Below are 14,458 nucleotides of genomic sequence, written 5' to 3'. Positions count from 1 at the left end.
AAGTTTTCGCCAAAAGAGCATAAATGGTCATAAATGACCATAAACGATTTGACGCATCGGGATGAGAATGTTAGTTAATACTAACTTTTAATTAAATCGCCAGTGAAGGCTATCGAGAGGATGATGTGAAGGCGGCGTTGCGGTCGGCGTGAGCGACTGCGAGCGCGGGAAATCTGTTGCCCGCTTCCTTTCCCATCCCATCGAACGCGCACTGCGATCCGCATCCGATCTGGCCGGACAACTATCCGGCGAACGAACTGTTGAAGGCATGAATGAACGCGGCAGGCTCGACGCAAGGGCTGCCAGCACCAAAAGGGGAGGACGCATGAAATCCGAGGCTCTGAAGTTGTCGTTGCTGATCGGCGGAAGCCTGATGGCGATGACCATGCCCGTAGCGGCATTCGCCGCCGACGCTACAGAAGCACAGCCGGGCGCTGCCGGCGAAGTAACCGGCAACGAGATTATCGTCACCGCAACGCGCCAATCGCAAAAGTTGCAGGACGTAGCTATGACCGTCAACGTCGCGACCGGAGAGCAGCTTGAGACATTCAAGATCTTCGACGTCAAAGATGTCCAGCAACTGGCGCCCGGTCTGGAACTGACCAACTCCACCGGCCGCAACAATACGACGACGCTGCGCGGCATCACCTTCGATCCCGATCAGGGCACAGCGCCGGCCGTTCAGGTCTATTACAACGAAATTCCGACCGATCCGCAGACGGTCTATACTGCGATCTATGATATTCAGCAGATCGAAGTGCTGCGCGGACCGCAGGGCTTGCTGCGCGGTCTTTCGGCACCTGCCGGTGCCATCACCATCGCCACGCGCCGCCCCAATTTTGACGCGCCGGAGGGATACGCCCAGATCAGCGGCACCACGCGCGCGGGCTATAATGCATAGATGGGCGCATCGCTGCCGTTCTCGGACAAGCTGGCGATCCGCGTGGCCGCGCTGGTGGACGGCAACCGCCTGAACCACGTGCGCAACATCACCCGCAATGAGCGGTCGCAAAGCACCACGCAAAGCGCGCGCGTTACGCTGGGCTGGAGGCCGACCGACAGCTTTACCGGTTATCTGACCTACCAATATCTTGAAGCGGACAACCGCCAGTTTCAGCAGGTCATCGGCACCGGCAACAATCCTTACAGCCTCTATTTCACGATACCTGTGCCGGGGCTGGGCGATCTGCCAGCGCCCCTGGCCGGGGTATTCGTACCAGACACGAGCGCGCCTTCCGGCCCGGCGCTCACCAATGATGACTATGCCTCGGTGCAGGATGGGCTGTTCCGCAACCTCAACAAGTCCCACCTCGTCAACCTGAACCTCGAATACGATCTTGGCGCAGCCACCGTTTCGCTGGTGGGGGCACACCAGTTCAGCAGGCTGAATATCCAGCGTGATCTGGATGTGACCAACGCCTTGCCGAATTACGTGCAGTATTCGAACGTCGACACGCCCTACAAGGTGGACACTGCCGAACTGCGCATAGCATCGAACAATCGCGAAGGGCTGGGCTGGGGCGTCGGCGCTTTCTACACCCGACAGGTCGGCACCACGGTGGTCAATCAGGATGCTTCGCAGTTCTGGTATGCGGTGAGCCCCAATGCGCAGGTCAACCTGCCATTTGCGGCCATCGGTGTTCCGTTCCCCGGTTTCACGCCCTTCACGCTTCCCAACACGCTGGGCATCGCCACGCGCGTGAACGTGCCGGTGAACAATCAAACCTGGTCGTTCAACGCCAACTTGCGCTATCGGTCTGGTCCGCTCTCCATCGAAGGGGGCGTGCGCTATTCGATCATGAAATCGATCCAGACGACGCAGCTGACGCTGACCGGCGCGGCAAATTCGGGACCGACCGAGATCATTCCGGCAAACCTGCAGCGGAACACCAACAAGCCCATTACCGGTGGCGTGAACGTCTCTTATGCCATCTCGCCTGAAATGAACGTGTTTGCGGCATGGCCACTCGTTCCGGGCAGCAAGCACCGGGGTGGCCGTACCTGCAGGGATATCGGCCGATCTGATCCGCACGACGGATGAAAAGAGCGATTCCGTGGAAGCGGGCATCAAAGGAACGATGCTTGGCCGCCGTGTGAACTGTTCCCTGTCGGCCTATTACCAGAAGGTCGACAACTTCCTGTCGCGCTTCACCGGCGTCTACTACAACGCGCCGGCAAACCAGCCGACGAACGGCTTGTTCGATTTCAATTATAATGGCGATGCCACGGTAAAGGGCGTTGAGGCTTCTTTCGACGGGCGCGTTACCGAAAACTGGAACCTTGGCCTTGCCGCAGCCTATACCAAGGCCCGCATTCGACAATGCGCGCGTGCCCTGCAACGATTTTGCCGGAACGGGCGTGCCAAACCAGACCGGAACCCCCAAAGTTTCGGGATCGGGCAACGTCAGCTATTGCACGGCAACGGGCCGTCTGGCCGAAACGCCAGACTTCAGCCTGACAGCCAACACCGAAGTGCGCGTGCCGATGGGCACGGTCACATCATTTGTGCGGGCGCTGTTCACCTATCGCCCCGGCTTTGCATCAGAGCGGGCGCAATACACCTATCAGTCGCGCGCACTGCTCAACATGTTTGTCGGGCTGCGCTCAAACGATGGCAAATGGGAGTTCGACGTATTTGCCCGCAACCTGCTCGACCAGCGCCGGAACACCGCGATTGGGCTTGGCAACGGCACTGTCAATTCGCTGATCGCTGGCACGTTCAATTCCGGGTATCGGCAGGTCAATCTGACCAACCCGTGTGAATTCGGCGCTACGCTGAAGTTCAACTGGTAAGCACCGGATCATCGCCCGGTATAAGGAGTGGGGGTTGCTGGAACGGCAGCCCCCATTTTGAATCGGACCACGCCAGCGCGATGGTCTTGGAAACTGCACTTTTGTGCAATGTGCGAAAAATCTTCGTGCAATTGTGCGATAATCCGGTCTAACCACAAATTTATAATATTTTGCGTAGATCACGGATTCAAAAACTGCGCGTTAAATTTGCAGGAGTTTCATCAATGACGGTCTCGGCCAGAACGCTAGACCTTGTTTCAGCCCATGCCGCCGAAGGCAGAAAGGCGCGGCGCATTTCGGACGTCGTGGTCGATGCCCTGCGCGGCGATGGGTTCTTTCGGCACTTCACGCCAGCCAGCTTTGGCGGGCAGGAAGGCACGCCGCAGGATTTCTTCATTGACCAGATTGCCATTGCCGAACGGGACATGAGCACGGCCTGGGCGTTGGGCATCGTGGCTGTCCACAACTATCAGATTGCGCTGATGGCCCCCAAAACACAGGATGAAGTGTTCGGCACAGGCCCCGATGCCATGATATCAAGTTCGTACAACCCGGTCGGGGCAAAGGTTGAGCAGGTGGATGGCGGGTTCATGCTGTCAGGCCGGTGGGGCTGGTCAAGCGGGAGCCTGCATTGCAACTGGGTGCTGCTGGGCGGTATGGTGGCAGGCGAAGGGCACCGCACGTTCCTTGTCCCTGCCGGTGATTACCGGATTGAAGACACCTGGCACACGATGGGCCTGCAGGGCACCGGATCGAACGACATCGTGATCGACGCCCCGGTTTTTGTCCCGGAACATCGCACGCACAAGCAGATGGACGGCTTTAACGCGGTCCATCACCAGACCAGTCCGGTTTATGACCTGCCGTGGGCGCAAGTGTTCATCCGCGTGGTCAATACCAGCGCGATTGGCGCGGTTCGCCACGCGGTTTCGCTGTTCCGTGACCGGGTTGGCCTGTCTTCCACCGACATGAGCAAAAGCGCGACGGACCCCGATGTGCTGGAACGAATTGCCCGCGCATCGAACCTTGCCGAAGAATGCCTGACGGTGATGGTCAGCAATTTCGAGGCGATGGAAAAGGCTGGATGGAAGCCGGACCTGGCCGATCGGGTCCGCTATCGCTATCAGGCGAGTTTGGTCGCTGATCGGTGCATCGAGGCGATGGATCTGCTGATGGATGTGGCTGGCGGCAGGTCGGTCTATAGCGGCAATGGTTTTCAGGATCTGTGGCATGATGTGCGCATGGCGCGCGCGCATGTCGCCAACAATCCGGTGGGCTTTGCCCGCAACTATGCCACTATCCTGATGGGTGGTGAAAACGGCGACTATTTCCTCTGATCTGCAAATTGGCATGAGGGGCGCCGTGCGCAGCGCCCTTCATGCTGCGGGACGGTTAATCATCTTCAAAGATCACGGCAGGCTTGGTGATCTTGGCCATGCGGTCGTTATATTTGACGGTCCTGACCGCTATCGATGTCTCGACATGGCGGACGCCGTTCAAAGCGAGGATACGGTCTGATGCCACTTCGACCAAGGCATCGAGATCATCGATCAGGCACATCGCGGTGATGTTGAAATGGCCCATGGTGATGAGCACGGCGTTCACTTCCGGTATGTCTCTGATCGTAGCCGCCACTTCGCGCACGCGATCGACTTCGGCCTGAATGTTGATGAAGGCGAGGCGCGCGCGCTGTTCGATCTGAAAGCCGGTGATCGCGGTGAAAGCGATCAACCCGTCCTGCTGCAAACGCTTGATGCGCCCGCGCACGGTGCCTTCGGTCACGCCGAGTTCTGCGGCGATGCGGCGGTTGGAAACGCGCGCATCGCGGCCAAGCATGTCGACCAGTTGCGTGTCGAGCGTGTCGAGCTGGGGGACTGCCACGGCGGTTATGCCTTTCCTTCAATCGGGGCGACGTCGAACTGGTACTTGATGATGTCGACAACGATGGCCGGGGTCAGCGTGCGGATGCCCTGAACGCCCGAAAGCTTGTCGAGCAGGAAGTCCGACAGGTCATCGAAATCGTGCAGCGCCACCAGCATGTCGATATCGTATCCGCCGGTCACCATGTGGGCTGCCACCACTTCGGGCAGCGCGGCCAGTTCGTTGGCGACGTCTGATGCCGGGCGACCATCGACCGACACCGAAATGCGCAACAGCACGTTGAAGCCATGCGCCGAAAAGTCGGACACGGCCACCACGCGCAACTGGTTGGCATCCTCCATCCGACGGATGCGCGTCGATACCGTCGTCGCCGTCAGCCCCAGCGTCTCGGCAATCTGCTGGTTATTCGCACGCCCGTTGGCCCGCAATTCACGGATAATCGCAACGTCCGTCGCGTCGACCGGGATCGTCGTGCCTTGCAGGTTGCGTGACCCGGCAGGCTGTTTGCGCGCCATGCGCCGCTCTTCAGGGCGCCGCTCTTCAGAAGAGTGCTTCACGCTGCGCCGATGCCAAGATGGCGTTCAAAGAAACGGGCCATCAGATCAATCGCCTCGCGCGATTCCGGCATAGCCACGCTGAACCAGAACCCGTGCGGCATGGCTTCGAAAACATGCAGGTCGGCATCACGGCCTGCCTTGCGCAAGGCGCGGTGGAACAGGGCTGCGGAACTGAGCACCGCATCGCGCGTGCCGGTGACCAGCAGCGTTGGCGGAAAATCCGATAGATCGCCCTTGATCGGCGCAAGCAGCGGATCGTTGCGATCTGCATTGCCGACAAACACGCCACGCTCGCACTGCGGATCATCCAGCGGCGCGCCCAGATGGCCGTAAAAGCCTGAAAGCGTAAGGTAATTGAAGGTGTCACCCAGTTGCGTCACATCGCCGCCTGCCGTGAACACGCCGCAGGCAACCGGCAATGGCAGGCCCTCCTGTTTGAACCGCATGATTGCCATCGCGGTCAAGAAACCACCAGCGGATGTGCCGAAAAGGACAATATCGCTTGGCGAATACGTTTTGAGAGCATCGCGATAGACCGTGACGATATCATCCACCGCAGCGGGGAAGGGGTGTTCCGGGGCAAGTCGATAGTCCACAGCAATCACTTCGCAGCCGGTTTCCGCGGCAATCGGGATGGCTTCGACCAGTGAGCCTGACCCCATGACGAAGCCGCCGCCATGCAGGTTTATCAGCAGCTTGCCCGCATGGCGGACACCGCCCTTCGGCGTAATCCGGTGGCAGCGCACGCCATCGATCGTGGTTTCCACGATGTCGCAGGGGAAGGCTTCGAGCGCCTGCTGGTTCAGCCATTCGAACATCGGGGCCAGCGGTTCGCGCATCAGCCACATCGGCACTGGCGGCGCGTCTTCGGGCATCTGCTGGTTGGGGTCGAAGCGGAGATAGGCCTTGGCTTCATCGCTGATGGTATCGGGCACGTCGAGATGGACCCTGCCGAGATCCACCACGCCATTTTCAACCTTGTAACTGCGCATCACGTCATCCTTTAAGCCACGATACGGTCAGGCAGCCTGTGCCACGGCGCGCACGGCATTGCGCGCGCCACGCATTGCGCCTTCGATGTAGCCGACGCCGGTGGCATCACCGATGGCATGGACGGCAAAGCCTTCTGCACTGAGCGCATCGGCCAGCGACAGGTCGCCTTCCGCGCCTTTTGCCACGATCACGTTGCCGCCGGGCACCGTCTGGCGCACGCCCGACATGTCGGTGAAAGTGACACTATCCGCGCCGATCTCGATTCCGCTCACGCCGCCGTGCAGGCCGACGCCATGTTCACCCAGTTCGGCCAGCAGACGCATCCGGCGCACCAGTGTCAGCCCCTTGCCCAGACGTGGCGCTTCTTCGATCACGTTGACGATGCGGCCGCGTTCGCTGAGGAATTCGGCAAGTTCAAGGCCGACCAGTTCGCCGCCAATGATGGTGACGGTATCGGCCAGCGGCATCCATGCATGAGTTGCCTTGCGCACCAGTGCCAGATTGGCGGTGGCCCCGGTGGCCGCGCCGACTTTGGTGGCAAGGCGCGTGAACAGGCCTGTCTTGCGTTTCAACTCGTCAGAGCTTTCGCCCAGCATCATCCGGCGCATGTCATCGCCCGAATAGACGTGATCCTGATTGCCCCCGGCAATCGGCGGCATCCCGCGCGTGGCACCCGTGGCCACGATCACTGCGTCCACCTTCATCGCGCGCAGCAGATCAGGCGTGGCGACCGTGGACAGGCGCACTTCGATGCCTGCTTCCTTTACCTCCCGCCGCAGCCATTCGAGAATGCGTTCGTTGGGTTCATAGGCCAGGCTGGCAAAGCGCAGCGTGCCGCCCAGACGGTCGGATTTTTCCAGCAGCGTCACCTTGTGGCCCAGCGCGGCAAGCCGGCGCGCCGATTCCATGCCGCCTGGGCCTCCGCCGATCACGGCAACGTGCTTGGGGTTCGCGCCCGCCGCTTCCGGCTCATTTTCAAACTCGAAGCCCAGTCCGGCGTTCACCGCACAGCGCGTCGGTTGGCCCATGTAGATGGCCGAAACGCAGGTGTAGCAATAGACGCAGGGGCGCACTTTTTCGGTCTGGCCTTCGGTCAACTTGCGCGGCAGATGTGGGTCGGCCAGCAATTTGCGGCCCATCGCAATGAAATCAGCCTCGCCTTTGCCGATGGCGCTTTCGGCGCTGTCCACCTCGATCCGGCCAGATCCGATCACCGGTATTTTCACTGCCTTGCGGATTTCGGCAGTGGCTGGAAGGTTCCAGTTTTCCTGATGCGGAATGTTCGATTCCGAATGCAGCTTGCCGATGCCGGTATCGTGATAGGATGTGATGGTGATGGCATCGACGCCAGCCGCTTCGACCATCTTGGCATTGGCGATGGCGTCATCCAGCGTGATGCCGCCGGGCTTGCCCACTTCGCGCGAATCGATCTTGATCCACACCGGGTAATCGGGACCGACTTCGGCCCGGATTGCCGCAATCACCTCAAGCGTCAGGCGCAGCCGGTTTTCGCGGCTGCCGCCATATTCGTCGGTGCGCGAATTGGTGTAGGGCGATGTGAACGAGGACAGCAGATAGCCGTGCCCTGCGTGGATTTCGATGCCATCGAACCCGGCCTGCTTGGCGCGGCGCGCGCCGTTGGCAAATTGGCGCACCGCGATGGCGATGTCGTCTTTATCCAGAATCTTGAGTTGTGGCGCCTTCATCCCGGCCAGCTGGGCCAATTCTTCCATCAGGAAATAGTCGGTGAAATTGCCTTTGGGCGGCGGCGGAACAGCAGGCCCCCACAGCGGATGTCCCCACCGCGAATGGCTATAGCCGGCAACGAAGCCGCCGTGATGCAATTGCGCCGCGATCTTTGCGCCGTGGGCGTGAACGCGGTCGGTCATCGCTTTCAGGCCGGGGATGAACTTGTCGTCCGAAATTGCCGTCTGCTGCATCGCCACTGCGCCGACCGGCCAAGCCACGCCGGTAACGCCCGAAATAATCAGCGCCGCGCCGCCCTTTGCCTGTTCCTCGTGATAGGCCATCATGCGTTCGCCCACGGTGCCATCATCTTCTGAAAGGCTGACTCCCATTGCGGTCACGGCAATGCGGTTTTTCAGTTCCATCGGGCCGATGCGACCGGGCGAAAGCAGGTGCGGGTAAAGATTGGAGGACACGGGCGCAGTCTTTCTCACAAAATTGCCGAACAGTGGCTTTGTTGAGAGGCGAAGTTGAGGGGGAGGGCGTTTTGCCGAAATGGCCGGCGTTAAAACGCCGACACGGCGATACCCGCATTTATCCTCTCAATGCGCCTTTCAGCTTGTCATTGCGTAATCAATGCGCGATTGATCTACGATAATCAAGGATAACTGCAGCGGAATCTGCAATCCGTGCAAAACCCACCAGGCCGGGAACTGAGGAGCATTTCAATATGACCGCACTTTCAACCTTTACCAAGCTGATCTGCCGCGATGAGGAGGCGATGGCCGCCTATTACATGGCCGTCTATGGTTATGGCGTGGTTCAGCGCGTTGCCGGCAGCAGCGATGGCGAACCCTTCCGCGAAGTGATTCTGGCCCCCGGCGGTGACTGGACACGCGGATCGCTGGTCATGTTCAACTTCACCGAACGCGATGCGCCGCGCGATCAACAGGTGATTCTGGGCTTCGTCGTCGAGGATCTGGATGCGCTGGTCGAAAAAGTCACCGCCAATGGCGGCAAGCTGGTCGGTCCGATCCGTGAAGAAGCCGATCATGGCGTGCGCGTGGTTTTCTCGACCGACCCTGAAGGCGCGCTGTGCGAAAACGTGCAGATGCTTGCGCACTGACAAGGGCTGGTTTTGAAGCGATTGACTTCGCCGTTTTATGATAGTCAGTAAATACTTATAACTGGCACATCGCCGTGCAGTGCTGTGCGCCACTTTTGGGAGAACTGTGCGATGGCACGGGATAAAGATGTATTCGATGGCGGCGTTGCCGTTGTCACCGGGGCGGGATCGGGCATCGGTGCGGGCCTTGCCCGGCGTGCGGGAGCGCTGGGAATGACCGTGGTCGTCACCGACATCAACGAAGCGGCCGCTGCCGAAACAGTGGCTGCGATCATGGCGGCCGGTGGCAAGGCGCAGGCCGAAAAGGTCGATGTTTCAGTGCCTGAGGAACTCGACCGTCTGGCCGAACTGGTGTTCGATCGTCACGGCGAAGTGCGCCTGCTTATCAACAATGCCGGTATCGAAACCGTGGGCAACACCTGGGAAGTGCCTGCAGCGCGCTGGGAAGCCACGCTCAACATCAATGTGCATGGCGTGATCCACGGCGTTCGCGCTTTCGTGCCGCGCATGATTGCCAGCGGAAAGGAAGCGTGGATTGGCAATCTCTCGTCGGTCGGCGCGTTCGGCCAGATGCCGGGGCAGACGGCCTATACCGTTACCAAGCACGCGGTGCAGGCGTTCAGCGAATGCCTTTATCTGGAAATGGAACTGAAGAACCTGCCGATCCACGTCTCGACCATCGTGCCCGGCATGATGCGCACCAATATCTTCAACGCGGAAGCGGGCGCGGGCGAGCCGGACAATGCCGCCAACCACCGCCGCGCCATGTTCGAAATGATGCGCGATTACGGCATGGATCTTGACGAAGGCTGTCGCCTGTTTCTTGAACAGATGGCCGAAAACAAATTCTGGGTGCACAGCCAGCCAGAGATGAGCGAGCAGATCATCGCGGGGCGCATCCGGTTCCTGCAGGACCAGATCCCGCCGATCATGCCCGACCTCGCCCGCCAGATCGCGGTCGATTGATCCATGCTGAAAGGCGGGCTTGGCGACGGGCATCCTCGCAACGCCCGCCTCCCGGTCTAATCAGGCCGTGCGCGGCGTATCGATAGCAGCATTGCGGCAGGCCCATTCGAGCAGCGCCGAATAGTCCTTTGTCGCAAACTCGGGCACCGCCCGCGCCCCGCCATAGACGGCGTGGGCGGCCGCACCCACTGGCAGGCCCATGCGGTTCTCTGCCGCTGCGGTCATCGCCAGCGTCATGTCCTTGAACGCAAGGTCGATGGTGAAGCCCGGTGCGGTATCGCCTTTCAGCACCTTGTTGACCATCAGCGTGTGCAACTGCCCGTTTTGCGCGGTAGTGCGGCCAGTCACTTCAAGGATCGTGTCGATTTCAAGGCCAAGCCGTGTGCCCAGCGCAACCGCCTCGGCACTGACCTGGGCGATGGTCAGCAGGAGGAAGTTGTTCACCAACTTCATCCGGCTGCCCATGCCCTGTCCGCCGCAGCGCATGATGTCCTTGCCCATCGCGCCAAGCAGCGGTTCGACGCGCGCGAAATCCGCGTCGCTTGCCCCCACCATGAACAGGGATTCCCCGCGTTCAGCATGAAGCACGAGGCGACCGATGGGACTGTCGACAAAGGCCACCCCTTTGTCCGCGCAGGCCTTGGCAACACGATCCGTGCCGTTGGCATCAATGGTCGACATATCTAGCAGCAGCGTGCCCGGCTTCATCTGTGCCAGCGCGCCATCAGCCCCCAGCACCACCGCTTCGACATGCGGCGTGGCAGGCAGGCAAGTGATCACCACATCAACGCCATCAGCCGCTTCGGCCACCGACTGCGCCTTGCGCCCGCCCAGTTCGACGATGACATCGCCGCGCGCGGGGTCGATGTCATAGGCGATCACGTCAAAACCTTTGCGCGTCAGGTGCTTGGCCAGCGGCAGGCCCATCGCGCCAAGTCCGATGTATCCGACTGTGGTCATGTCTCTCTCCGTCCGCGCGTTCAGATCGCGCCGTGATTGATGTAGCTGGTCTTGCTTTCGGTGAAGAAATCGGCAGCCGCCGTGCCCGTCTCGCGCGGGCCGTATCCAGAAGGTGCCCGCCCGCCGAGCGGGACGTGATATTCAAGCCCCGCCGTGGGCGCGTTGACCGTGACCATGCCAGCCTGCGATGCCTTGCGGAACCGTTCGGCATTCTTCAGGCTGGTCGTGGCGATGCCGGATGAAAGCTTGTACTGGCAGGCATTGGCCGCGTGGATCGCCTCGTCCAGATCATCGACCATAATGACAGAGGCAATCGGGCCGAACGATTCATGCTGGTTGCAGCGCCACCCGGCTTTCGTGCCAATCAGCAGCGCAGGAGCCATGAACAAGCCGCGCGTGCGGCCTTCCACTGCGCCGCCGCCCGCCGCAACTTGTGCGCCTTCAGCCTTGGCATCGGCTACGAATTGCAGGTTCTCGTTGAACTGCTGCACATTGGCGACCGGGCCGATCTGGGTATCGGCGTCCAACGCATGACCGACCCGATAGCTCGCCGCAACCTTGGCCATGCGTTCGACAAAGGCATCGTGGATGCCGCGCGTCACTATCAGACGTTCGGTGCCGGTGCAGCGCTGCCCGGTCTGTATCCACGCCCCGTTGCTGGCGATATCGACTGCAAGATCAAGATCCGCATCGTCGAGCACGACAAGCGCGTTCTTGCCGCCAAGTTCAAGCTGGCACTTGGTCATCGTTTCAGCCGCGCGGGCCAGAACGGTGCGGCCCGTGGCGGTGCCGCCGGTAAAGGTCAGCGCATCGGCCTCATCGATCATCACATTGCCCGTCGCGCGGCCATCGCCCATCACCAGATTGAACACGCCCGCAGGCACGCCCGCTTCTTCCAGTATCTGCGCTAGCATCACCGCGCAGCCCGGCACGAAGCTGCTGGGCTTGAGCACTACCGAATTGCCATAGGCCAGCGCACCCGCCACTTTCCACGAAGGCAGCGCAATCGGGAAGTTCCACGGCGTGATCGCCGCCACCACGCCCACCGGTTCGCGCGTGACCAGCACATTGAAGCCATCGCGCATCGAATTGTACCATTCGCCCTGCGCGCGCACCACATCACCAGCGGCATATTGGAAACACTGCGCTGCGCGCAGCGCTTCGCCTACGCCTTCGGGCAGGGTCTTGCCCTCTTCGCGGCTCAGCAACAGCCCGATGTCCTGCGCGCGCGCCTTGATAATCTCCGCCGCTTTGAGAAGAATATCGGCCCGCGCCTGCATGTTGAACGCACCCCATGCAGGCTGGGCACGGCGGGCCGCTGCCATTGCCGCGCGCACATCTTCTTCGCTAACCTTGGTGTAGCTGCCGACTGTTTCGTCAAGGTCCGATGGGTTCACCGTTTCGAACGGCACGGCGCCTTCAACCCAGCGCCCGTCGATGTAATTCGCGCCCTTCATCACAGCTTCTCCGCAATCACGCCAGCCTTCGCCAGACGCTCGACTTCATCTTGAGTTAGTCCTAACTTATCAGATAAAACCAAAAATGTGTCTTCGCCTGAACGTGGTGGCGCATGGCGATATGTGGCGGGCGAGGCCGAGAGCTGGGCAGGGAACCCCAGCACTTTCACCGGCGTCCCATCCGCCCGCGCCATGTCATGAACAAGCCCCCGCGCCTCGATCTGCGGATGCACCAGCACATCGGGAATTGCGTTGACCTTGCCGCCCGGCAGTTTGGCCGCCTGCATCGCAGCAATCAGATCGTCCGATTTCCACCGCGCGATGGCCGGACGCATCTGCTCCAGCAGGGCATCACGGTTAACGCTGCGACCGGCGCTGATGGCAAAGCGTGGATCATCGGCAAGGTCGGGCAACCCGATCAGCGCTGTGAACGCCCGAAACTGCCGGTCATTGCCCAGCGCCACAAGAATGCTGCCATCTGCGCAGGCGAAATCCTGATAGGGCACGGTGTTGGGATGCTGGTTGCCCATGCGGCGCGGCACCATGCCGCCGTTCATCCAGTTCGAAGCCTGATTGGCGAGCAGCGCGACCTGCGTATCCAGCAAAGCCAGGTCAATGCGCTGTCCTTCGCCCGTGGCGTGGCGATGGTTCAGCGCGGCCAGAACCGATATTGCCGCATACAGCCCGGTGGTCAGATCGCTGATCGGAATGCCCACTTTCATCGGACCGCCGCCCGGCTCGCCATCGGGCAGGCCCGTCACGCTCATCAGCCCGCTCATGCCCTGCACAAGAAAGTCGTACCCGCCATTGTCGCGCAAAGGGCCGGTCTGGCCGAAGCCGGTGATCGAAAGGTAGATCAGGTCGGGCTTGATCGCGCGCAGCGCATCGTAATCCAGCCCATATTTGGCCAGTCCGCCCACGCGGAAATTCTCGATCACAATATCAGCGTCCGCCGCCAGCCTGCGGATCAGCGCTGCACCTTCAGGGTCAGCCATGTTGATCGCGACCGAGCGTTTGTTGCGATTGGCGCAAAGGTAATAGGCGGAATCGCCGCTGCCATCGTCAAGGAACGGCGGTCCCCATTTGCGCGTATCGTCGCCCTGGCCCGGCTGCTCCACCTTGATGACGTCAGCACCCAGATCGCCCAGCACTTGCGAACACCACGGCCCTGCCAGAACGCGCGACAGGTCCAGCACCTTGATCCCGGAAAGCGCGCCCATCATTGATCCTTGAAGTCTGGCGTGCGCTTTTCAAGGAAGGCGTCGACCGCTTCGTGGTGGTCCTGCGTGTGGTGGGCCAGCGCCTGATAGGCGGCGGACAGTTCCAGCAGCGGGGCCAGTTTCATGTCCTGCCCTTCGCGCAACAAGCGCTTGGCAAGCCGCGTGGCATGGCCGGGGTTCGACGCAATCGAGCACGCGATTTCCACCGCGCGCGGCAAGACCTGTTCCGGCGCCGCCACCTCACTCACAAGGCCGTATTCCAGCGCCTTGGTCGCATCGATGGTATCGCCGGTCAGCGTCATCAGGCTGGCGCGCGCCATGCCGATCACACGCGGCAGCAGCCATGCGCCGCCATCGCCTGGCACGATGCCCAGCTTCACGAAACTTTCGGCAAAGAGCGCCTTTTCCGAAGCCACGCGAATGTCGGCCATGCAGGCAAGGTCCAGCCCCGCGCCGATGGCCGGACCGTTCACCGCAGCCACCACCGGCACTTCCAGTTCATACAGCGCCGAAGGGATCAGCTGGATGCCGGTGCGATACTGGTTACGGATCGAAAAGGGCGAGCCGCCGAACATCCCGGCCTTTTCCGCCATGTGCTTGACATTGCCGCCCGCGCAAAACGCCTTGCCCGCGCCGGTCAGAACGACTGCGCGAATGCTCATGTCGCGGGCGGTGCGCGCGCAGAACTCTGCGATTTCCTCGCTATGCGCCGTTTCCGAAATGGCGTTGCGCGTATCGGGGCGGTTAAGCGTGACGATCACGACCGGACCATCGCGTTCGATCAGCAGGAATGGGGCTTCGGCCATCGGCGCTTCCTCT

General features: G+C 61.0%; 14 protein-coding genes and 1 pseudogene. 7 read left to right on the top strand and 8 right to left on the bottom strand.

Annotated features, from left to right (window positions below):
- Positions 1 to 325: 325 nt before the first annotated feature.
- The 5 genes and pseudogenes from OVA07_RS17570 to OVA07_RS17550 all read left to right on the top strand — a co-directional run bounded on the left by OVA07_RS17570 (position 326) and on the right by OVA07_RS17550 (position 4,130).
- On the top strand, positions 326 to 901 hold the full coding sequence (locus OVA07_RS17570; protein ID WP_268172982.1) for a TonB-dependent receptor plug domain-containing protein: 576 nt from the start codon (positions 326 to 328) through the stop codon (positions 899 to 901).
- Positions 902 to 2,041: a hypothetical protein gene (locus OVA07_RS17565; protein ID WP_268172981.1), complete on the top strand. Its 1,140-nt coding sequence runs from the start codon at positions 902 to 904 to the stop codon at positions 2,039 to 2,041.
- 37 nt (positions 2,042 to 2,078) lie between these two features.
- A pseudogene (locus OVA07_RS17560) lies at positions 2,079 to 2,246 on the top strand (hypothetical protein); the annotation flags it as partial.
- A 40-nt stretch (positions 2,247 to 2,286) separates the two neighbouring features.
- Positions 2,287 to 2,793: a hypothetical protein gene (locus OVA07_RS17555; RefSeq protein WP_268173295.1), complete on the top strand. Its 507-nt coding sequence runs from the start codon at positions 2,287 to 2,289 to the stop codon at positions 2,791 to 2,793.
- Between the two features lie 224 nt (positions 2,794 to 3,017).
- Positions 3,018 to 4,130 carry a flavin-dependent monooxygenase gene (locus OVA07_RS17550; RefSeq protein ID WP_268172980.1) on the top strand — a complete coding sequence of 371 codons (1,113 nt, stop codon included), beginning with the start codon at positions 3,018 to 3,020 and terminating at the stop codon, positions 4,128 to 4,130.
- Positions 4,131 to 4,185: 55 nt separating this feature from the next.
- Here the strand turns inward: OVA07_RS17550 and OVA07_RS17545 are convergent, their stop codons facing one another.
- From OVA07_RS17545 to OVA07_RS17530, 4 genes are read right to left on the bottom strand one after another with little or no spacing between them, the layout of a single operon-like run.
- Positions 4,186 to 4,674 (bottom strand): Lrp/AsnC family transcriptional regulator, encoded by a 489-nt coding sequence (locus OVA07_RS17545; protein WP_268172979.1) that lies wholly within the window; start codon positions 4,672 to 4,674, stop codon positions 4,186 to 4,188.
- A 5-nt stretch (positions 4,675 to 4,679) separates the two neighbouring features.
- On the bottom strand, positions 4,680 to 5,189 hold the full coding sequence (locus OVA07_RS17540) for an Lrp/AsnC family transcriptional regulator (RefSeq protein WP_268172978.1): 510 nt from the start codon (positions 5,187 to 5,189) through the stop codon (positions 4,680 to 4,682).
- 38 nt (positions 5,190 to 5,227) lie between these two features.
- Positions 5,228 to 6,223 (bottom strand): alpha/beta hydrolase, encoded by a 996-nt coding sequence (locus OVA07_RS17535; protein WP_268172977.1) that lies wholly within the window; start codon positions 6,221 to 6,223, stop codon positions 5,228 to 5,230.
- Positions 6,224 to 6,250: 27 nt separating this feature from the next.
- Positions 6,251 to 8,386 (bottom strand): oxidoreductase, encoded by a 2,136-nt coding sequence (locus OVA07_RS17530; protein WP_268172976.1) that lies wholly within the window; start codon positions 8,384 to 8,386, stop codon positions 6,251 to 6,253.
- A gap of 254 nt (positions 8,387 to 8,640) precedes the next feature.
- Between OVA07_RS17530 and OVA07_RS17525 the strand changes: the two genes are divergently transcribed.
- Together OVA07_RS17525 and OVA07_RS17520 are read left to right on the top strand one after the other, a co-directional pair.
- Positions 8,641 to 9,036, top strand: coding sequence for a VOC family protein (locus tag OVA07_RS17525; RefSeq protein WP_268172975.1), 396 nt, complete (start codon positions 8,641 to 8,643; stop codon positions 9,034 to 9,036).
- 111 nt (positions 9,037 to 9,147) lie between these two features.
- A complete protein-coding gene (locus OVA07_RS17520) occupies positions 9,148 to 10,002 on the top strand; it encodes an SDR family NAD(P)-dependent oxidoreductase (RefSeq protein ID WP_268172973.1) in 855 nt (284 codons plus the stop codon).
- Between the two features lie 60 nt (positions 10,003 to 10,062).
- Here the strand turns inward: OVA07_RS17520 and OVA07_RS17515 are convergent, their stop codons facing one another.
- From OVA07_RS17515 to OVA07_RS17500, 4 genes are read right to left on the bottom strand one after another with little or no spacing between them, the layout of a single operon-like run.
- Positions 10,063 to 10,986, bottom strand: coding sequence for an NAD(P)-dependent oxidoreductase (locus tag OVA07_RS17515; RefSeq protein WP_326493144.1), 924 nt, complete (start codon positions 10,984 to 10,986; stop codon positions 10,063 to 10,065).
- Complete coding sequence (locus OVA07_RS17510) at positions 10,983 to 12,419, bottom strand: aldehyde dehydrogenase family protein (RefSeq protein WP_268172971.1); 1,437 nt, start codon at positions 12,417 to 12,419, stop codon at positions 10,983 to 10,985. The genes OVA07_RS17515 and OVA07_RS17510 overlap by 4 nt, the downstream gene beginning before the upstream one ends.
- Positions 12,419 to 13,642, bottom strand: coding sequence for a CaiB/BaiF CoA transferase family protein (locus OVA07_RS17505; protein ID WP_442789678.1), 1,224 nt, complete (start codon positions 13,640 to 13,642; stop codon positions 12,419 to 12,421). The genes OVA07_RS17510 and OVA07_RS17505 overlap by 1 nt, the downstream gene beginning before the upstream one ends.
- Positions 13,639 to 14,445, bottom strand: a complete 807-nt coding sequence (locus OVA07_RS17500) for a crotonase/enoyl-CoA hydratase family protein (protein WP_268172969.1) — start codon at positions 14,443 to 14,445, stop codon at positions 13,639 to 13,641. Before OVA07_RS17500 ends, OVA07_RS17505 begins: the two co-directional genes overlap by 4 nt.
- Positions 14,446 to 14,458 lie beyond the last annotated feature (13 nt).

It is taken from the genome of Novosphingobium sp. SL115 (assembly GCF_026672515.1).
Taxonomy (GTDB): Bacteria; Pseudomonadota; Alphaproteobacteria; order Sphingomonadales; family Sphingomonadaceae; genus Novosphingobium.
The sequence above is the reverse complement of the archived record's forward strand: the minus strand, read 5'-3'. Positions and strand labels throughout refer to the sequence as shown.